Raw genomic sequence first — 16,923 nt, 5'->3', positions numbered from 1 at the left:
CCAAGCGTCAGTTTGATCCCGGCAGCTGAACCGTGAAATCCCTCTGCTTGCTGTAAACCCGTAACAAGAGAAGGGAGGATAATCAGATGCCACGTAAAGGTCCTGTAGCAAAAAGAGACGTTTTACCTGATCCGCTTTACAACTCTAAACTGGTTACTCGTTTGATCAACAAAATGATGATCGACGGTAAAAAAGGTAAAGCTCAAACAATCCTATACAAGTCATTCGATATTATTAAAGAACGTACCGGCAACGATGCAATGGAGGTTTTCGAACAAGCATTGAAGAACATCATGCCAGTGCTTGAAGTTAAAGCACGCCGCGTAGGTGGTGCGAACTACCAAGTACCTGTAGAGGTTCGTCCTGAACGCCGTACGACTCTTGGACTTCGCTGGTTAGTAAACTACGCTCGTCTTCGCGGAGAAAAAACGATGGAAGAGCGTTTAGCTAACGAAATCCTTGATGCAGCTAACAACACTGGTGCTGCTGTTAAGAAACGTGAAGATACTCATAAGATGGCTGAAGCAAACAAAGCGTTCGCTCACTATCGCTGGTAATCTCACACGACAAAATATTATTCCCTAAGAAGGAAGGAGAAAAGACCCAATGGCAAGAGAGTTCTCCTTAGAAAAAACTCGTAATATCGGAATCATGGCTCACATTGATGCCGGTAAAACGACAACAACTGAACGTATCTTGTTCTACACAGGCCGTATCCATAAAATTGGTGAAACTCACGAAGGGGCTTCCCAAATGGACTGGATGGAGCAGGAACAAGAACGCGGTATCACAATCACATCCGCTGCAACAACTGCACAATGGAAAGGTTACCGCGTAAACATCATCGACACACCAGGACACGTAGACTTCACAGTTGAGGTTGAACGTTCCCTGCGCGTACTTGATGGTGCCGTTGCCGTTCTTGACGCACAATCAGGCGTTGAGCCGCAAACTGAAACAGTTTGGCGTCAGGCAACAACTTACGGAGTACCTCGTATCGTATTTGTCAACAAGATGGACAAAACGGGTGCGGACTTCCTTTACTCTGTAGGAACTCTTAGAGACCGTCTTGAGGCGAACGCTCACGCGATCCAATTACCGATTGGCGCCGAAGACAACTTCGAAGGGATCATCGACCTTGTAGAAAACGTTGCGTACTACTATGAAGATGATCTTGGAACACGCTCTGATGCGCGTGAAATCCCTGCTGAGTACAAAGACAAAGCTGAAGAGCTTCGCGCTAGCTTGATTGAAGCTGTTGCTGAGCTTGATGAAGAGCTTATGATGAAGTACTTGGAAGGTGAAGAAATCACAGTTGACGAGCTGAAAGCAGCAATCCGCAAAGGAACTTGTAACGTTGAGTTCTATCCGGTTCTATGTGGTTCAGCTTTCAAAAACAAAGGTGTTCAATTAGTGCTTGACGCAGTTCTTGACTACCTGCCAGCTCCAACTGACGTACCAGCAATCAAAGGTACTCTGCCTGATTCTGATGAAGAGGTTACTCGTGAGTCTTCTGACGATGCACCTTTCTCAGCGCTTGCATTTAAAGTTATGACTGACCCTTACGTTGGTAAATTGACGTTCTTCCGTGTGTACTCAGGAACACTTGATTCCGGTTCATACGTAAGAAACTCAACAAAAGGCAAACGTGAGCGCGTCGGCCGTATCCTGCAAATGCACGCCAACAGCCGTGAAGAAATCTCTACTGTGTACGCAGGGGATATCGCTGCTGCTGTAGGTTTGAAAGACACGACTACAGGGGACACGCTTTGCGACGAGAAAAACCTTGTTATCCTGGAATCAATGGAATTCCCTGAGCCTGTTATCCACGTTGCAATCGAGCCTAAATCTAAGGCTGACCAAGACAAAATGTCTACTGCACTGGCTAAATTGGCTGAAGAGGATCCAACATTCCGTGCGCATACTGACCCTGAAACAGGTCAAACGATCATCGGCGGTATGGGTGAGCTTCACCTTGATATCATCGTTGACCGTATGAAACGCGAATTTAAAGTTGAAGCCAACGTCGGTGCTCCTCAAGTTGCGTATCGTGAAACATTCCGTGCGAGCGCGCAAGTTGAAGGTAAATTCGTACGTCAGTCTGGTGGACGCGGACAGTTCGGACACGTTTGGATCGAATTCTCTCCAAACGAAGAAGGAAAAGGCTTTGAGTTCGAAAACGCAATCGTCGGTGGTGTCGTTCCTCGTGAATACATTCCGGCTGTTCAAGCAGGACTTGAAGATGCACTTCAAAACGGTGTAGTCGCAGGTTACCCTGTTATCGACATCAAAGCGAAACTTTTTGACGGTTCTTACCACGATGTCGACTCTAACGAAATGGCGTTTAAAATCGCTGCTTCCATGGCGCTTAAAAACGCGGCAAGCAAGTGTAACCCAGTTATTCTTGAGCCGATCTCCAAAGTTGAAGTCGTTATCCCAGAAGAATACATGGGAGACATCATGGGCGACATTACGTCACGCCGCGGTCGCGTAGAAGGTATGGAAGGACGCGGAAACGCTCAGGTCGTTCGCGCGATGGTTCCACTTTCTGAAATGTTCGGTTACGCTACGGCTCTCCGTTCAAACACACAAGGACGCGGTACGTTCACAATGGTCTTTGACCACTATGAAGAAGTGCCTAAGAGCATCGCTGATGAGATCATCAAAAAAAATCAAGGTGAATAATTGATTTTGCCTCTTCATTAAAGTATAACTACTATTGTAAGATGAGAAAGTGAAACATTGCTTTCACTTTCTATCACTCTATATAACAAAAACTAACCTTTTTAAGGAGGATTTTCAGAATGGCTAAAGAAAAATTTGACCGTTCCAAATCACATGCCAACATTGGTACAATTGGACACGTTGACCATGGTAAAACTACATTAACAGCTGCTATCACTACTGTGCTTCATAAGAAATCTGGTAAAGGTACTGCTATGGCATACGACCAAATCGACGGTGCTCCAGAAGAGCGCGAGCGCGGTATCACAATTTCTACTGCACACGTTGAGTACGAAACTGACAACCGTCACTATGCACACGTTGACTGCCCAGGACACGCTGACTATGTTAAAAACATGATCACTGGTGCTGCGCAAATGGACGGTGCGATCCTTGTTGTTTCTGCTGCTGACGGCCCAATGCCACAAACTCGTGAGCACATCCTTCTTTCTCGTAACGTAGGTGTGCCTTACATCGTAGTATTCTTGAACAAATGCGACATGGTAGACGACGAAGAGCTTCTTGAGCTAGTTGAAATGGAAGTTCGCGATCTTCTTTCTGAGTATGAGTTCCCTGGTGACGATGTACCAGTTATCAAAGGTTCTGCTCTTAAAGCTCTTGAAGGAGATGCTCAGTACGAAGAAAAAATCTTTGAACTGATGGCTGCTGTTGACGAGTACATCCCAACTCCAGAGCGTGAAACTGACAAGCCATTCATGATGCCTGTTGAGGACGTATTCTCAATCACAGGTCGTGGAACAGTTGCTACTGGACGCGTAGAGCGCGGACAAGTTAAAGTCGGTGACGAAGTTGAAATCATCGGTCTTCAAGAAGAAAACAAGAAAACAACTGTTACAGGTGTTGAAATGTTCCGCAAGCTTCTTGACTATGCAGAAGCTGGAGACAACATCGGTGCACTTCTTCGCGGTGTATCTCGTGAAGAAATCCAACGCGGTCAAGTACTTGCTCAACCAGGTACAATCACTCCGCACAAAAAATTCAAAGCTGAAGTTTACGTTCTTTCTAAAGAAGAGGGTGGACGTCACACTCCATTCTTCTCTAACTACCGCCCTCAGTTCTACTTCCGTACAACTGACGTAACTGGTATCATTCAGCTTCCAGAAGGCGTAGAAATGGTTATGCCTGGAGACAACATCGAAATGACTGTTGAATTGATTTCAACAATCGCGATCGAAGACGGAACTCGCTTCTCTATCCGTGAAGGCGGACGTACAGTTGGTTCTGGCGTTGTTTCTTCAATCATCGAATAATACTTATAAAATAAAAAACGAGATCCAGCCGGGTCTCGTTTTTTATTTTGAGCCGCTATGCTAAAGGGATTTATTTTCCGCCTGTAAGTCCTTGATTAACACTGCTTGAATCTGTATAATAAAAAAAGTGTGCAAAAGCCGGTAATATTCAATATTACCTTGCAACATGCCTATAAATTTTGTATAATAGTGCATGTTGGTCTTTGACTGCGATGAAGTGAGAGGTTGCTGACACACCCGGCCGCTTTGCCATGGCAAGGTGATTCAGGTTTTTCTCACGGAGAATTGTCTAATGTAAGTAGGCGAAAAGGAGGGAAAATAATGGCAAAACAAAAAATTCGTATTCGTTTAAAAGCGTATGATCATAGAATCCTTGATCAATCTGCTGAGAAGATTGTTGAAACGGCTAAACGTTCCGGAGCCAGCGTTTCTGGTCCGATTCCGTTGCCAACTGAGAAATCAGTTTACACAATCCTTCGTGCGGTGCACAAATACAAAGATTCTCGTGAGCAATTCGAAATGCGTACACATAAACGTTTGATCGACATTGTGAACCCAACACCACAAACTGTTGATGCTCTAATGCGATTAGATTTACCATCTGGTGTCGATATCGAAATTAAACTTTAATCTAAAATATAGAATGATCTTTATAGGAGGTGTGACGAATGACCAAAGGAATCTTAGGAAGAAAAATTGGTATGACGCAAGTTTTCGCAGAAAACGGTGATCTTATTCCGGTAACTGTTATCGAAGCTGCTCCTAACGTTGTGCTTCAGAAGAAAACTTCTGAAAACGACGGCTATGAAGCGATTCAGATCGGTTTTGACGACAAGCGTGAAAAGCTTGCCAACAAACCAGAAAAAGGACACGTTGCAAAAGCGGAAACTGCTCCTAAGCGCTTCGTTAAGGAATTACGCGGAGTGGATATGGATGCGTATGAAGTTGGTCAGGAAGTCAAAGTTGATATTTTCTCTAACGGAGAAATCGTAGATGTAACAGGAACATCGAAAGGTAAAGGTTTCCAAGGCGCTATCAAACGCCACGGACAATCTCGCGGACCAATGTCTCACGGTTCACGCTACCACCGCCGTCCTGGTTCAATGGGACCGGTAGACCCTAACCGTGTATTCAAAGGAAAGCTGTTGCCTGGACGTATGGGCGGAGAGCAAATCACTGTTCAAAACCTTGAAATCGTAAAAGTAGATGCAGAGCGCAACCTTCTTTTAGTTAAAGGTAACGTTCCTGGTGCCAAAAAATCACTAGTCACTGTTAAAAGTGCTGTTAAATCTAAATAATTCTCTTAGGAAAGGAGGAAATTGATCATGCCAAAAGTAGCTTTATATAACCAAAACGGTTCTACTGCTGGTGATATCGAATTAAACGACTCTGTATTTGGAATCGAGCCAAATGAGAGCGTAGTATTCGACGCTATTCTTATGCAAAGAGCTTCCTTGCGTCAAGGAACTCATAAAGTAAAAAATCGTTCGGAAGTACGTGGCGGAGGTCGCAAACCTTGGCGTCAAAAAGGTACCGGCCGTGCTCGTCAAGGATCTATCCGTTCACCGCAATGGCGCGGAGGTGGTATCGTATTCGGTCCTACACCACGCAGCTATGCATATAAATTACCGAAAAAAGTTCGCCGCTTGGCTATCAAATCAGCATTGTCTTCTAAAGTGAATGACAACAACTTGATCGTTCTTGAAGATCTTAATCTTGATGCGGTTAAAACAAAAGAAATGGCAGCTATCCTTAAAGGTCTGTCTATCGAGAAGAAAGCTTTAATCGTAACTGCGGATGCAAACGAGACAGTTGAACTATCTGCTCGCAACCTTCCAGGAGTTACTGTTGTTGAAGCTAACGGAATCAACGTCCTCGATGTTGTCGGTCACGAGAAGCTTGTGATGACGAAAGCAGCGGTTGAAAAAGTAGAGGAGGTGCTTGCATAATGAAAGATCCTCGTGATGTTCTAAAGCGCCCCGTCATTACTGAACGTTCTGCTGATTTAATGACTGAAAAAAAATATACGTTTGAAGTTGACGTAAAAGCCAACAAAACAGAAGTGAAAGACGCTGTTGAACAAATCTTTGGAGTGAAAGTTGAAAAAGTCAACATCATGAACTACAAAGGGAAATTCAAACGTGTCGGCCGCTACTCTGGTATGACAAACAAACGCAGAAAAGCGATTGTTAAGCTTACTGAAGACAGCAAAGAAATCGAAATTTTTGAAGCTTAATCACTTGTAAAAAGAAGGAGGGAAATTCAAAATGGCGATTAAAAAGTACAAACCGACCTCTAACGGACGTCGCGGCATGACTTCTTCTGATTTCGCGGAAATCACGACAGATCAGCCGGAAAAATCCTTGCTTGCCCCGCTTCACAAAAAAGGCGGACGCAACAACCAAGGTAAATTAACTGTACGTCATCAAGGCGGCGGACATAAACGCCAATACCGTATTATCGACTTCAAGCGCGATAAAGATGGTATACCTGGACGCGTTGCTACAGTTGAGTACGATCCAAACCGTTCAGCTAACATTGCTCTAATTAACTATGTAGACGGAGAAAAACGCTACATCCTAGCTCCTAAGGGGCTTCAAGTAGGCACTGAAATCATGTCAGGTCCAGAAGCTGACATTAAAGTAGGTAACGCACTTCCACTGATCAACATCCCTGTTGGTACAGTTGTGCACAACATTGAATTAAAACCTGGAAAAGGCGGACAGCTTGTACGTTCAGCTGGTACATCTGCTCAAGTTCTTGGTAAAGAAGGTAAATACGTTCTTGTACGTCTTAACTCCGGTGAAGTTCGCATGATTCTTTCTGCTTGCCGCGCAACAATCGGTCAAGTGGGTAACGAACAGCATGAACTGATCAACATCGGTAAAGCCGGACGTTCTCGCTGGAAAGGCGTTCGCCCTACAGTTCGCGGTTCTGTTATGAACCCTAACGATCACCCGCACGGTGGTGGTGAAGGACGCGCTCCAATCGGACGTAAATCACCTATGTCTCCATGGGGTAAACCAACTCTTGGATTCAAAACTCGTAAGAAAAAGAACAAATCAGATAAATTCATCGTACGTCGTCGTAAAAATAAATAACGGGGTTGTCTACGGTTCATATCGGACCGTAGTGCAATCACGAAGGGAGGTTCCAAAATGGCTCGCAGCTTAAAAAAAGGACCATTTGTCGATGATCATCTAATGACAAAAATCGAGAAATTAAATGAAGCGGATAAGAAACAAGTTGTGAAAACTTGGTCTCGCCGTTCTACTATTTTCCCGCAATTTATCGGTCACACAATCGCAGTCTATGATGGACGCAAACATGTGCCTGTTTACATCTCTGAAGATATGGTAGGTCACAAGTTGGGTGAATTCGCACCGACTCGCACTTACAAAGGTCATGCTAGTGATGACAAGAAAACAAGACGCTAATGAGAGGAGGCTTTTAAATGCAACAAGCTAAAGCTGTCGCAAGAACAGTCCGTATTGCTCCTCGTAAGGCACGTCTAGTAATGGACCTGATTCGAGGCAAGCAAGTAGGTGAAGCAGTATCGATCTTAAACCATACGCCAAAAGCTGCTTCCCCGATTATTGAAAAAGTTTTAAAATCTGCTATCGCCAACGCTGAGCACAACTACGAAATGGATGCAAACAACCTGGTTGTTACTCAAGCTTACGTGAACGAAGGCCCTACGTTGAAAAGATTCCGTCCGCGCGCTATGGGACGTGCAAGCCAAATCAACAAACGTACGAGCCACATTACTATCGTTGTATCAGAAAAGAAGGAGGGATAACTCGTGGGTCAAAAGGTAAATCCAGTCGGTCTTCGTATTGGGGTTATACGTGATTGGGAATCTAAGTGGTACGCTGGCAAAGATTACGCTGACTTCCTTCACGAAGATCTGAAAATCCGTGAATTTATTAATCAACGCCTGTCTGACGCTTCAGTTTCTAAAGTAGAAATCGAGCGTGCGGCAAACCGTGTAAATATTACGATCCACACAGCTAAGCCTGGTATGGTTATCGGTAAAGGCGGTTCCGAAGTCGAAGCGCTTCGCAAAGCCCTTAACAGCCTTACTGGCAAGCGTGTACACATTAACATTCTTGAAATCAAAAGAGCTGATCTTGATGCTCAGCTAGTTGCTGATAACATTGCTCGTCAATTGGAAAACCGTATCTCTTTCCGTCGTGCGCAAAAGCAACAAATCCAACGCACAATGCGCGCTGGTGCACAAGGAATTAAAACAATGGTTTCCGGTCGTCTTGGCGGCGCTGACATCGCTCGTTCTGAATACTACAGTGAAGGAACTGTTCCATTGCACACACTTCGTGCAGACATCGACTATGCTACATCTGAAGCTGACACAACTTACGGTAAGCTTGGTGTAAAAGTCTGGATCTATCGTGGAGAGGTTCTTCCTACTAAGAAGAAAACTGAGGAAGGAGGAAAATAATATGTTAATGCCAAAACGCGTTAAATATCGCAGAGAGCATCGCGGAAAAATGCGCGGCCGTGCGAAAGGCGGCACTGAAGTGCATTTCGGTGAATACGGTATCCAAGCTCAAGAATCTTCTTGGATCACAAACCGCCAAATCGAAGCAGCACGTATTGCGATGACTCGTTACATGAAACGTGGCGGTAAAGTTTGGATCAAAATTTTCCCTTCTAAGCCTTATACAGCTAAGCCTCTAGAGGTTCGGATGGGTTCCGGTAAAGGTGCTCCTGAAGGATGGGTAGCTGTTGTAAAACCGGGCAAAGTTTTATTTGAAATTTCTGGTGTGTCTGAGGAAGTCGCTCGCGAAGCTCTTCGTCTTGCATCTCACAAATTGCCAATTAAAACGAAGTTCGTAAAACGTGAAGAAATTGGTGGTGAATCAAATGAAAGCTAATGAAATTCGTGACCTTACCACTGCTGAAATTGAACAAAAAGTAAAGTCTCTTAAAGAAGAACTTTTCAATCTTCGCTTTCAATTAGCGACAGGACAACTTGAAAACACTGCTCGCATTCGTGAAGTGCGCAAGTCAATCGCGCGCATGAAAACTGTGATTCGGGAAAGAGAAATTGCTGCCAACAAATAATTCCGGAGGGAGGTTCTCTAAAACATGAGCGAACGCAATCAGCGCAAAGTCTACCAAGGACGTGTTGTTTCTGACAAAATGGATAAAACCATTACTGTTGTTGTAGAAACATACAAAAAGCATTCACTCTACGGTAAACGCGTAAAGTACTCTAAAAAATTCAAAGCACATGATGAAAATAACCAAGCTAAAATCGGAGACATCGTAAAGATCATGGAAACTCGTCCATTATCTGCGACTAAACGTTTTCGTCTAGTTGAAGTTGTCGAAGAAGCTGTTATTATCTAATAAAGTTCGGAAACTTTTTTCCGAAGGGAGGTAACAAATAATGATTCAACAAGAGACTCGTTTAAAAGTAGCTGATAACTCTGGTGCCCGTGAAGTGTTAACAATCAAGGTGCTTGGTGGTTCTGGACGCAAAACAGCTAACATTGGTGATGTCATTGTTTGCACGGTTAAACAAGCAACACCAGGAGGCGTTGTCAAAAAAGGTGATGTCGTGAGAGCTGTAGTCGTACGTTCTAAGAGCGGTGCACGCAGAAATGACGGATCTTACATCAAATTCGATGAGAATGCATGTGTTATCATCCGTGACGACAAAAGCCCGCGCGGAACTCGTATCTTCGGACCTGTAGCACGTGAACTTCGTGATAACAACTTCATGAAAATTGTTTCTCTAGCTCCAGAAGTACTTTAATGATATCAATGCCGGACTAAGGAGGTGCGATCAGGATGCATGTTAAAAAAGGCGATAAAGTAATGGTTATCTCTGGTAAAGACAAAGGGAAGCAAGGTGTAATTCTTGCAGCTTTCCCTAAAAAAGACCGCGTAATCGTTGAGGGTGTCAACATGGTGAAGAAGCACTCAAAGCCGACTCAAGCAAACCCTCAAGGCGGAATTTTAAATCAAGAGGCGCCAATTCATGTGTCAAACGTAATGCCGCTCGATCCTAAAACAGGTGAAGTGACTCGCGTAGGATACAAAGTAGAAAATGGCAAAAAAGTTCGTATTGCAAAAAAATCTGGGCAAGTTCTAGATAACTAGTAATAAAGGAAGGGAGGTCTATCTCATGAACCGCCTTAAAGAAAAGTACAATAAAGAAATTACACCTGCATTAATGAAAAAGTTCGAATACAAATCTGTGATGCAAGTGCCTAAAATCGAAAAAATCGTAATCAACATGGGTGTTGGTGACGCTGTTCAAAACGCTAAAGCTATCGATAGCGCTGTTGAAGAACTAACGTTTATCGCTGGTCAGAAACCTGTCGTTACTCGTGCGAAGAAATCTATTGCTGGATTCCGTCTTCGTGAAGGAATGCCAATCGGTGCGAAAGTAACTCTTCGCGGAGAGCGCATGTACGATTTCCTTGATAAACTAATTTCTGTTTCTTTACCGCGTGTACGTGACTTCCGCGGAATTTCAAAAAAATCTTTTGACGGTCGCGGAAACTACACACTAGGAATCAAAGAACAGCTGATCTTCCCTGAAATTGACTATGATAAGGTAACTAAAGTTCGCGGTATGGATATCGTTATTGTAACGACTGCCAACACTGATGAAGAAGCTCGTGAACTGTTAACTCAATTAGGTATGCCATTCCAGAAATAATCAATGAAAGGGAGGCGAAATCGTGGCTAAAAAGTCAATGATTGCGAAACAAAAACGCACACCGAAGTTTAAAGTACAAGAGTACACTCGCTGCGAACGCTGCGGCCGTCCGCACTCTGTTATTCGTAAATTTAAACTTTGCCGTATTTGTTTCCGTGAACTTGCATATAAAGGACAAATTCCTGGCGTTAAAAAAGCCAGCTGGTAATCCCCGTTTATGGGAAGGAGGTTATTAAATAATGGTTATGACAGATCCGATTGCAGATATGCTGACTCGTATTCGTAATGCAAACATGGTACGTCATGAGAAGCTCGAAATTCCTGCTTCTAAGTTGAAAAGAGAGATCGCTGAAATCTTGAAAAGAGAAGGTTTCATCCGTGACGTAGAATTCATTGAAGATAACAAACAAGGCATCATCCGTGTTTTCTTGAAATACGGACAAAACAACGAGCGTGTCATCACTGGCCTTAAAAGAATCAGCAAACCAGGTCTGCGCGTTTACGCTAAGTCAAACGAAGTGCCTCGCGTGCTTAACGGACTTGGAATCGCAATTCTTTCTACATCACAAGGTGTGTTAACGGATAAAGAAGCCCGCGCTAAACAGGCTGGCGGAGAAGTATTAGCATACGTTTGGTAAGAAGTTTAACATGAATGGAGGTGTTTGGTATGTCTCGTGTAGGTAAGAAGCTACTTGAGATTCCTTCAGGCGTTACAGTTACTCTGAACGACAACACTGTAACCGTGAAAGGACCAAAAGGAGAATTAACTCGTACGTTTCATCCTGATATGAAGATTAAAATTGAGGACAATGTACTTACTGTAGAACGTCCTTCAGATAATAAAGAACACCGTGCGCTGCATGGCACAACTCGCAGCATCATCGGAAACATGGTTGAAGGTGTATCTAAAGGTTTTGAAAGAGGTTTGGAATTAGTCGGTGTCGGTTACCGTGCTTCTAAATCCGGAAACAAACTTGTTTTGAACGTTGGATACTCTCACCCTGTAGAAATCGTTCCTGAAAACGGAATTGAAATCGAAGTTCCATCTCAAACAAAAGTGGTTGTAAAAGGTACAGATAAAGAACGTGTTGGAGCTACTGCTGCAAACATTCGCGCTGTACGTTCTCCAGAGCCTTACAAAGGCAAAGGGATCCGCTATGAAGGAGAAATGGTTCGTCGTAAAGAAGGTAAATCTGCTAAGTAAAACCGCTTAATGTGAGAAAGGAGTGACCCAGATGATTACGAAAACAAGCAAGAATGCTGCACGTCTTAAAAGACACGCTCGTGTTCGTGCGAAGCTTTCAGGAACCCCTGAAAGACCTCGTCTAAATGTTTTCCGTTCAAACAAACATATTTACGCACAAGTGATCGATGACGTGAACGGTGTTACACTTGTGAGTGCATCTACTCTTGATAAAGACTTTAACGCTGAAAATGGCAGCGATACGGCTGCGGCTGCAAAAGTTGGAGAGCTTGTTGCAAAGCGCGCTTCTGAAAAAGGTATCACAAATGTCGTGTTCGACCGTGGCGGTTACCTTTATCATGGACGTGTAAAAGCATTGGCTGATGCTGCACGCGAAGCTGGATTAGAATTTTAATAAAAGAAGGAGGGACATATGAATATGCGTCGTATTGACCCAAGCAAATTAGAGTTAGAAGAACGCTTAGTTACCGTTAACCGCGTAGCGAAAGTTGTTAAAGGTGGTCGTCGTTTCCGTTTCGCAGCTCTAGTCGTTGTCGGTGACAAAAACGGTCACGTTGGTTTCGGAACTGGTAAAGCACAAGAAGTTCCGGAAGCGATTCGCAAAGCTGTTGAAGATGCGAAAAAGAATATGATCGAAGTACCAATGGTTGGAACTACAATTCCACACGAAATCATCGGACGTTTCGGTGCAGGAAACATCTTGTTAAAACCTGCTTCTGAAGGTACGGGAGTCATCGCTGGAGGCCCAGTACGTGCGGTACTTGAGCTTGCAGGTGTATCTGATATCCTTTCTAAGTCTTTAGGTTCTAACACACCGATCAACATGATCCGTGCAACAGTCCAAGGTTTAAGCGAGCTGAAACGCGCTGAGGACGTTGCGAAGCTTCGTGGAAAATCTGTAGAAGAACTGTTAGGATAAGGAGGGAACATTAATGGCTAAATTAGAAATTACCCTCAAACGCAGTGTAATCGGACGCCCGGAAGATCAGCGCATTACTGTAAGAACGCTTGGTTTAAAGAAAACAAACCAAACTGTCGTTCATGAAGACAACGCTGCAATCCGCGGTATGATTAACAAAGTATCTCATTTAGTTTCTGTTAAAGAACTTTAAAAATAAACGATAGGCTAAGGAGGTGTCCAAATGAAACTTCATGAATTAAAGCCCGCAGAAGGTTCACGTAAAACGCGCAACCGCGTAGGTCGTGGTATTGGTTCTGGTAACGGTAAAACAGCTGGTAAAGGTCATAAAGGTCAAAACGCTCGTTCTGGCGGCGGTGTACGTCCTGGATTCGAGGGTGGACAAATGCCTTTATTCCAACGTCTTCCTAAACGCGGTTTCACAAACATCAACCGCAAGGAATTCGCTGTGGTCAACCTAGACAAACTCAACAGCTTTGCAGAAGGGACGGAAGTTACTCCTGAACTTCTTTTAGAAACAGGTGTAATCAGCAAGTTGAAATCTGGAGTGAAAATTCTTGGCGACGGTAAATTAGAAAAGAAATTAACTGTTAAAGCCAATAAATTCTCCGCTTCTGCTAAACAAGCAATTGAGGCTGCTGGCGGTACAGCTGAGGTGATCTAACTTGTTTAAGACAATCTCCAATTTTATGCGTGTGAAGGATATTCGGAATAAGATTATCTTCACTCTTTTAATGCTTATCGTCTTTCGTCTCGGTTCGTTCATTCCTGTGCCGCACGTAAACACAGAAGTTTTAAAGGCACAGGATCAAATGAGCGTATTTGGGATTCTAAACACATTTGGCGGCGGTGCATTGTTCAACTTCTCCATTCTTGCGATGGGAATCATGCCTTACATCACAGCTTCTATCATCATCCAGCTCCTGCAGATGGATGTTGTGCCGAAGTTTACCGAATGGTCTAAGCAGGGGGAAGTTGGTCGCCGAAAACTAGCTCAGTTCACAAGGTACTTCACGATCGTTCTTGGATTTATCCAGGCTTTAGGTATGTCTTACGGGTTTAACAACATGGCCGGCGGCGCGTTGATTACAGACCCGGGAGTCGGTACTTATTTGCTTATTGCGATTGTACTAACTGCTGGAACTGCTTTTTTAATGTGGCTGGGAGAACAAATTACGTCTCATGGAGTTGGTAACGGAATATCCATTATCATCTTCGCCGGTATCGTTGCCGGTATTCCGCAGACGATTAATCAGATCTACGCTCAGCAGTTTGTAGATGCTGGAGATCAGTTATTCTTGCAAATCATAAAGGTTGTCGTTATATTGGTTGCGATTTTAGCGATTGTCGTTGGCGTTATTTTCATCCAACAGGCGGTTAGAAAAATCTCAATTCAATATGCGAAAGGTTCAGGCCGTTCACCGGTTCCTGGCGGCCAGTCTACACACTTGCCGCTGAAGGTTAACCCGGCGGGAGTTATTCCGGTTATCTTTGCCGTAGCATTTATCACCACTCCGCGGACCGTGGCAACATTCTTTGGCTCCAATGACGTCACGAATTGGATTCAAAAAACGTTTGATTACACGCATCCGGTCGGAATGGGAGTTTATGCAGCATTGATCATCGCCTTTACCTATTTCTATGCATTTGTGCAGGTTAACCCTGAGCAAATGGCCGATAATCTAAAAAAACAAGGTGGCTATATTCCGGGAGTTCGTCCAGGAAAAATGACTCAAGATAGAATTACGAGCATTTTGTATCGACTTACATTTGTAGGCTCCATATTCTTGGCCGTGATTGCCATTCTTCCTGTCTTGTTCGTTAATATTGCTGGGCTGCCTTCATCTGCACAAATTGGTGGAACAAGTTTGCTGATTGTCATCGGGGTTGCACTTGAAACAATGAAGCAGCTTGAAAGCCAGCTGGTAAAACGAAACTATCGTGGATTTATGAAGCACTAGAGGAAATGGGGCGCGCCCATTCCCTCTAAAATAGAGAGGACGGGGAATCCGAAATGAACTTAGTCTTAATGGGACTGCCTGGAGCCGGTAAAGGGACACAGGCTGAACGGATTGTTGAAGATTTTGGGATACCTCATATCTCAACAGGAGACATGTTCCGCGCTGCGATGAAAGAAGAAACGGATCTGGGACTCGAAGCCAAATCATACATTGATAAAGGTGAGCTTGTTCCGGATGAAGTGACAATTGGTATTGTCAGGGAGAGACTTGGCAAGAATGATTGTGACGGAGGTTTTCTTCTGGACGGATTTCCGAGAACAGTCGCTCAAGCTGAAGCACTTGAGGAAATTCTTAAAGGACTTGGCAAGTCGATTGACCATGTCATCAACATTCAAGTCGATAAAGATGCATTGATGGAACGTCTGACAGGACGCAGAATCTGCAAAAACTGCGGTGCAACTTATCATTTAGTCTTTAATCCGCCTGCAAAAGAAAATGTATGCGACAAGTGTGGAGGAGAGCTTTATCAGCGTGAAGACGATAATGAAGCTACCGTATCCACGCGGTTAGAGGTCAACATGAAGCAAACCCAGCCTTTACTCGATTTCTACGAGGATAAAGGATATCTCGTAAACATTGACGGGCAGAAGCACATCAATGAAGTTTACGCTGATATAAAGGAGCTTCTCGGAGGCCGGGACAAATGATTATTTGTAAAACTCCCCGAGAAATCGAAATCATGCGGGAAGCCGGAAGAATTGTCGCTTTAACTCATCAGGAGCTAAAAAAGCACATTAAACCCGGCATCTCGACAAAAGAACTGGATCAAATTGCCGAACGTTTTATTACAAAGCAAGGTGCAATCCCGTCTTTTAAAGGGTATAATGGTTTTCGCGGGAGCATTTGCGTTTCGGTCAACGAAGAACTCGTGCACGGTATTCCGGGAAAACGGGTCCTTCGCGACGGGGACATCATCAGCATCGATATCGGTGCGAAGCTGAACGGTTATCATGGTGACTCTGCATGGACTTATCCAGTGGGTACGATTAGCGATGATGATCAGAAGCTGCTGGATGTGACAGAGGAGTCTTTATATAGAGGCTTGAAGGAAGCAAAACCGGGAGAACGTTTGTCGAATATTTCCCACGCAATTCAAACGTATGTCGAAAGCGAACAATTTTCAGTCGTCAGGGAATATGTAGGACACGGGGTAGGGCAGGATCTGCATGAGGATCCGCAAATTCCTCACTACGGTCCGCCGAACAAAGGCCCGCGTTTAAAGCCTGGCATGGTCCTGGCCATTGAGCCGATGGTCAATGCAGGCACACGCTATGTCAAAACATTGGCTGACAACTGGACGGTTGTAACTGTGGACGGGAAGAAGTGTGCTCACTTTGAACACACGATTGCCATAACGGAAGCCGGTTTTGAGATACTGACAAAAGCCTAGGTGAAATGAGATGTATCGGAAAACACCTGAAATTGGACAGTTCGTACGCATAATAAAAGACCGCGAAATGAACCAATACGCAGTTGTTATTGATATAGTCGATCATCATCATGTGCTGGTAGCAGACGGAGAAAAGCGTTAATTTCATTCTCCTAAGAAAAAGAATATCAATCATTTAACCTTTTATGATTGCGTATCTCCGGAAGTTCAGAACAGTATAAACGAAACAGGGCGTGTGACAAACGGAAAATTGAGATTTTCTCTTTTGAAATTTGTCAGAGAGCAAGTTACTGATTTGAAGAAGGGAGAACACTTGAATGGCGAAAGACGATGTAATTGAAGTGGAAGGTACTGTAGTCGAAACACTGCCAAACGCAATGTTCAAAGTTGAACTTGAGAATGGCCATACGGTTTTGGCTCACGTATCTGGTAAAATCCGCATGCACTTCATTCGCATTTTACCTGGAGACAAAGTTACGGTAGAATTATCTCCATATGACTTAACTCGTGGTAGAATTACGTACCGTTACAAATAAAGCACTCCGGAAATTGAAGGAGGTTGGAAACACATGAAAGTGAGACCATCAGTTAAACCGATCTGTGAAAAATGTAAGGTCATTCGCAGAAAAGGAAAAGTAATGGTGATCTGTGAAAATCCAAAGCATAAACAAAAACAAGGATAATTTTTAAGGAGGTGCGA

General features: G+C 43.9%; 29 protein-coding genes and 1 pseudogene. All 30 read left to right on the top strand.

Annotated elements, in window-relative coordinates; translation table 11 throughout:
- Positions 1–86 precede the first annotated feature (86 nt).
- The 30 genes and pseudogenes from rpsG to rpmJ all read left to right on the top strand — a co-directional run bounded on the left by rpsG (position 87) and on the right by rpmJ (position 16,906).
- Entirely contained in the window at positions 87–557 is a 471-nt protein-coding gene (rpsG, locus tag ACVC9U_RS18865) for a 30S ribosomal protein S7 (protein WP_003178317.1), read from the top strand.
- A 49-nt stretch (positions 558–606) separates the two neighbouring features.
- Complete coding sequence (gene fusA / locus ACVC9U_RS18860; RefSeq protein ID WP_441391384.1) at positions 607–2,685, top strand: elongation factor G; 2,079 nt, start codon at positions 607–609, stop codon at positions 2,683–2,685.
- A 119-nt stretch (positions 2,686–2,804) separates the two neighbouring features.
- On the top strand, positions 2,805–3,995 hold the full coding sequence (gene tuf, locus ACVC9U_RS18855; protein WP_003178321.1) for an elongation factor Tu: 1,191 nt from the start codon (positions 2,805–2,807) through the stop codon (positions 3,993–3,995).
- A 321-nt stretch (positions 3,996–4,316) separates the two neighbouring features.
- Positions 4,317–4,625 carry a 30S ribosomal protein S10 gene (rpsJ, locus tag ACVC9U_RS18850; RefSeq protein WP_003156464.1) on the top strand — a complete coding sequence of 103 codons (309 nt, stop codon included), beginning with the start codon at positions 4,317–4,319 and terminating at the stop codon, positions 4,623–4,625.
- A 38-nt stretch (positions 4,626–4,663) separates the two neighbouring features.
- A complete protein-coding gene (gene rplC / locus ACVC9U_RS18845; protein WP_003178324.1) occupies positions 4,664–5,293 on the top strand; it encodes a 50S ribosomal protein L3 in 630 nt (209 codons plus the stop codon).
- Between the two features lie 27 nt (positions 5,294–5,320).
- Entirely contained in the window at positions 5,321–5,944 is a 624-nt protein-coding gene (gene rplD / locus ACVC9U_RS18840) for a 50S ribosomal protein L4 (protein WP_003178327.1), read from the top strand.
- Positions 5,944–6,231: a 50S ribosomal protein L23 gene (gene rplW, locus ACVC9U_RS18835; RefSeq protein WP_003178328.1), complete on the top strand. Its 288-nt coding sequence runs from the start codon at positions 5,944–5,946 to the stop codon at positions 6,229–6,231. Before rplD ends, rplW begins: the two co-directional genes overlap by 1 nt.
- 31 nt (positions 6,232–6,262) lie before the next feature.
- The gene (gene rplB, locus ACVC9U_RS18830; protein WP_003178332.1) at positions 6,263–7,096 is read left to right on the top strand and encodes a 50S ribosomal protein L2; all 834 of its coding nucleotides are present in this window, start codon (positions 6,263–6,265) and stop codon (positions 7,094–7,096) included.
- Between the two features lie 57 nt (positions 7,097–7,153).
- Complete coding sequence (rpsS, locus tag ACVC9U_RS18825) at positions 7,154–7,432, top strand: 30S ribosomal protein S19 (protein ID WP_003178334.1); 279 nt, start codon at positions 7,154–7,156, stop codon at positions 7,430–7,432.
- 17 nt (positions 7,433–7,449) lie between these two features.
- On the top strand, positions 7,450–7,794 hold the full coding sequence (gene rplV, locus ACVC9U_RS18820; RefSeq protein ID WP_003178337.1) for a 50S ribosomal protein L22: 345 nt from the start codon (positions 7,450–7,452) through the stop codon (positions 7,792–7,794).
- A gap of 3 nt (positions 7,795–7,797) precedes the next feature.
- Positions 7,798–8,454: a 30S ribosomal protein S3 gene (rpsC, locus tag ACVC9U_RS18815; protein WP_003178339.1), complete on the top strand. Its 657-nt coding sequence runs from the start codon at positions 7,798–7,800 to the stop codon at positions 8,452–8,454.
- A gap of 1 nt (position 8,455) precedes the next feature.
- Positions 8,456–8,890, top strand: a complete 435-nt coding sequence (gene rplP, locus ACVC9U_RS18810; RefSeq protein ID WP_003178341.1) for a 50S ribosomal protein L16 — start codon at positions 8,456–8,458, stop codon at positions 8,888–8,890.
- Positions 8,880–9,080: a 50S ribosomal protein L29 gene (gene rpmC, locus ACVC9U_RS18805; protein WP_003178343.1), complete on the top strand. Its 201-nt coding sequence runs from the start codon at positions 8,880–8,882 to the stop codon at positions 9,078–9,080. The genes rplP and rpmC overlap by 11 nt, the downstream gene beginning before the upstream one ends.
- A gap of 24 nt (positions 9,081–9,104) precedes the next feature.
- Complete coding sequence (gene rpsQ / locus ACVC9U_RS18800; protein WP_003178345.1) at positions 9,105–9,368, top strand: 30S ribosomal protein S17; 264 nt, start codon at positions 9,105–9,107, stop codon at positions 9,366–9,368.
- Positions 9,369–9,408: 40 nt separating this feature from the next.
- Complete coding sequence (gene rplN, locus ACVC9U_RS18795) at positions 9,409–9,777, top strand: 50S ribosomal protein L14 (protein WP_003178347.1); 369 nt, start codon at positions 9,409–9,411, stop codon at positions 9,775–9,777.
- Between the two features lie 35 nt (positions 9,778–9,812).
- Complete coding sequence (gene rplX, locus ACVC9U_RS18790) at positions 9,813–10,124, top strand: 50S ribosomal protein L24 (RefSeq protein ID WP_003178350.1); 312 nt, start codon at positions 9,813–9,815, stop codon at positions 10,122–10,124.
- A gap of 25 nt (positions 10,125–10,149) precedes the next feature.
- Positions 10,150–10,689: a 50S ribosomal protein L5 gene (gene rplE / locus ACVC9U_RS18785; protein WP_003178352.1), complete on the top strand. Its 540-nt coding sequence runs from the start codon at positions 10,150–10,152 to the stop codon at positions 10,687–10,689.
- 22 nt (positions 10,690–10,711) lie between these two features.
- The gene (gene rpsN / locus ACVC9U_RS18780; protein WP_003178353.1) at positions 10,712–10,897 is read left to right on the top strand and encodes a 30S ribosomal protein S14; all 186 of its coding nucleotides are present in this window, start codon (positions 10,712–10,714) and stop codon (positions 10,895–10,897) included.
- 31 nt (positions 10,898–10,928) lie between these two features.
- Positions 10,929–11,327, top strand: coding sequence for a 30S ribosomal protein S8 (gene rpsH / locus ACVC9U_RS18775; RefSeq protein WP_003178355.1), 399 nt, complete (start codon positions 10,929–10,931; stop codon positions 11,325–11,327).
- Between the two features lie 29 nt (positions 11,328–11,356).
- Positions 11,357–11,893: a 50S ribosomal protein L6 gene (gene rplF / locus ACVC9U_RS18770; protein WP_003178356.1), complete on the top strand. Its 537-nt coding sequence runs from the start codon at positions 11,357–11,359 to the stop codon at positions 11,891–11,893.
- 31 nt (positions 11,894–11,924) lie between these two features.
- Positions 11,925–12,287 carry a 50S ribosomal protein L18 gene (gene rplR, locus ACVC9U_RS18765; RefSeq protein ID WP_003178358.1) on the top strand — a complete coding sequence of 121 codons (363 nt, stop codon included), beginning with the start codon at positions 11,925–11,927 and terminating at the stop codon, positions 12,285–12,287.
- 24 nt (positions 12,288–12,311) lie between these two features.
- A complete protein-coding gene (gene rpsE / locus ACVC9U_RS18760) occupies positions 12,312–12,812 on the top strand; it encodes a 30S ribosomal protein S5 (protein WP_441391636.1) in 501 nt (166 codons plus the stop codon).
- Between the two features lie 13 nt (positions 12,813–12,825).
- Positions 12,826–13,005: a 50S ribosomal protein L30 gene (rpmD, locus tag ACVC9U_RS18755; RefSeq protein ID WP_003178363.1), complete on the top strand. Its 180-nt coding sequence runs from the start codon at positions 12,826–12,828 to the stop codon at positions 13,003–13,005.
- 30 nt (positions 13,006–13,035) lie between these two features.
- Positions 13,036–13,476, top strand: coding sequence for a 50S ribosomal protein L15 (gene rplO / locus ACVC9U_RS18750; protein ID WP_003178364.1), 441 nt, complete (start codon positions 13,036–13,038; stop codon positions 13,474–13,476).
- A gap of 1 nt (position 13,477) precedes the next feature.
- A complete protein-coding gene (gene secY / locus ACVC9U_RS18745; RefSeq protein WP_003178368.1) occupies positions 13,478–14,773 on the top strand; it encodes a preprotein translocase subunit SecY in 1,296 nt (431 codons plus the stop codon).
- A 53-nt stretch (positions 14,774–14,826) separates the two neighbouring features.
- Positions 14,827–15,480: an adenylate kinase gene (locus tag ACVC9U_RS18740; RefSeq protein WP_003178371.1), complete on the top strand. Its 654-nt coding sequence runs from the start codon at positions 14,827–14,829 to the stop codon at positions 15,478–15,480.
- The gene (map, locus tag ACVC9U_RS18735; RefSeq protein ID WP_023855909.1) at positions 15,477–16,223 is read left to right on the top strand and encodes a type I methionyl aminopeptidase; all 747 of its coding nucleotides are present in this window, start codon (positions 15,477–15,479) and stop codon (positions 16,221–16,223) included. Before ACVC9U_RS18740 ends, map begins: the two co-directional genes overlap by 4 nt.
- 10 nt (positions 16,224–16,233) lie before the next feature.
- A pseudogene (locus tag ACVC9U_RS18730) lies at positions 16,234–16,563 on the top strand (KOW domain-containing RNA-binding protein).
- The gene (gene infA / locus ACVC9U_RS18725) at positions 16,541–16,759 is read left to right on the top strand and encodes a translation initiation factor IF-1 (RefSeq protein ID WP_003178377.1); all 219 of its coding nucleotides are present in this window, start codon (positions 16,541–16,543) and stop codon (positions 16,757–16,759) included. Before ACVC9U_RS18730 ends, infA begins: the two are co-directional and overlap by 23 nt.
- Positions 16,760–16,792: 33 nt before the next feature.
- Positions 16,793–16,906, top strand: a complete 114-nt coding sequence (gene rpmJ, locus ACVC9U_RS18720) for a 50S ribosomal protein L36 (RefSeq protein WP_003156543.1) — start codon at positions 16,793–16,795, stop codon at positions 16,904–16,906.
- The last annotated feature ends 17 nt before the right edge of the window (positions 16,907–16,923 follow it).

The sequence above is a fragment of the Bacillus sp. GM2 genome, from assembly GCF_056155945.1.
The sequence above is the reverse complement of the archived record's forward strand: the minus strand, read 5'-3'. Positions and strand labels throughout refer to the sequence as shown.

Coding starts and splice junctions, on each gene's coding strand:
- rpsH (WP_003178355.1), top strand. CDS start 10,929: ATGGTTATGACAGATCCGATTGCAGATATGCTGACTCGTATTCGTAAT.
- rpsQ (WP_003178345.1), top strand. CDS start 9,105: ATGAGCGAACGCAATCAGCGCAAAGTCTACCAAGGACGTGTTGTTTCT.
- ACVC9U_RS18740 (WP_003178371.1), top strand. CDS start 14,827: ATGAACTTAGTCTTAATGGGACTGCCTGGAGCCGGTAAAGGGACACAG.
- rplF (WP_003178356.1), top strand. CDS start 11,357: ATGTCTCGTGTAGGTAAGAAGCTACTTGAGATTCCTTCAGGCGTTACA.
- infA (WP_003178377.1), top strand. CDS start 16,541: ATGGCGAAAGACGATGTAATTGAAGTGGAAGGTACTGTAGTCGAAACA.
- rplB (WP_003178332.1), top strand. CDS start 6,263: ATGGCGATTAAAAAGTACAAACCGACCTCTAACGGACGTCGCGGCATG.
- rpsS (WP_003178334.1), top strand. CDS start 7,154: ATGGCTCGCAGCTTAAAAAAAGGACCATTTGTCGATGATCATCTAATG.
- rplN (WP_003178347.1), top strand. CDS start 9,409: ATGATTCAACAAGAGACTCGTTTAAAAGTAGCTGATAACTCTGGTGCC.
- rplC (WP_003178324.1), top strand. CDS start 4,664: ATGACCAAAGGAATCTTAGGAAGAAAAATTGGTATGACGCAAGTTTTC.
- rplD (WP_003178327.1), top strand. CDS start 5,321: ATGCCAAAAGTAGCTTTATATAACCAAAACGGTTCTACTGCTGGTGAT.
- rplX (WP_003178350.1), top strand. CDS start 9,813: ATGCATGTTAAAAAAGGCGATAAAGTAATGGTTATCTCTGGTAAAGAC.
- rplV (WP_003178337.1), top strand. CDS start 7,450: ATGCAACAAGCTAAAGCTGTCGCAAGAACAGTCCGTATTGCTCCTCGT.
- rpmJ (WP_003156543.1), top strand. CDS start 16,793: ATGAAAGTGAGACCATCAGTTAAACCGATCTGTGAAAAATGTAAGGTC.
- rplW (WP_003178328.1), top strand. CDS start 5,944: ATGAAAGATCCTCGTGATGTTCTAAAGCGCCCCGTCATTACTGAACGT.
- rplR (WP_003178358.1), top strand. CDS start 11,925: ATGATTACGAAAACAAGCAAGAATGCTGCACGTCTTAAAAGACACGCT.
- rplP (WP_003178341.1), top strand. CDS start 8,456: ATGTTAATGCCAAAACGCGTTAAATATCGCAGAGAGCATCGCGGAAAA.
- rplE (WP_003178352.1), top strand. CDS start 10,150: ATGAACCGCCTTAAAGAAAAGTACAATAAAGAAATTACACCTGCATTA.
- fusA (WP_441391384.1), top strand. CDS start 607: ATGGCAAGAGAGTTCTCCTTAGAAAAAACTCGTAATATCGGAATCATG.
- rplO (WP_003178364.1), top strand. CDS start 13,036: ATGAAACTTCATGAATTAAAGCCCGCAGAAGGTTCACGTAAAACGCGC.
- map (WP_023855909.1), top strand. CDS start 15,477: ATGATTATTTGTAAAACTCCCCGAGAAATCGAAATCATGCGGGAAGCC.
- rpsG (WP_003178317.1), top strand. CDS start 87: ATGCCACGTAAAGGTCCTGTAGCAAAAAGAGACGTTTTACCTGATCCG.
- rpsE (WP_441391636.1), top strand. CDS start 12,312: ATGCGTCGTATTGACCCAAGCAAATTAGAGTTAGAAGAACGCTTAGTT.
- rpmC (WP_003178343.1), top strand. CDS start 8,880: ATGAAAGCTAATGAAATTCGTGACCTTACCACTGCTGAAATTGAACAA.
- rpsJ (WP_003156464.1), top strand. CDS start 4,317: ATGGCAAAACAAAAAATTCGTATTCGTTTAAAAGCGTATGATCATAGA.
- tuf (WP_003178321.1), top strand. CDS start 2,805: ATGGCTAAAGAAAAATTTGACCGTTCCAAATCACATGCCAACATTGGT.
- rpmD (WP_003178363.1), top strand. CDS start 12,826: ATGGCTAAATTAGAAATTACCCTCAAACGCAGTGTAATCGGACGCCCG.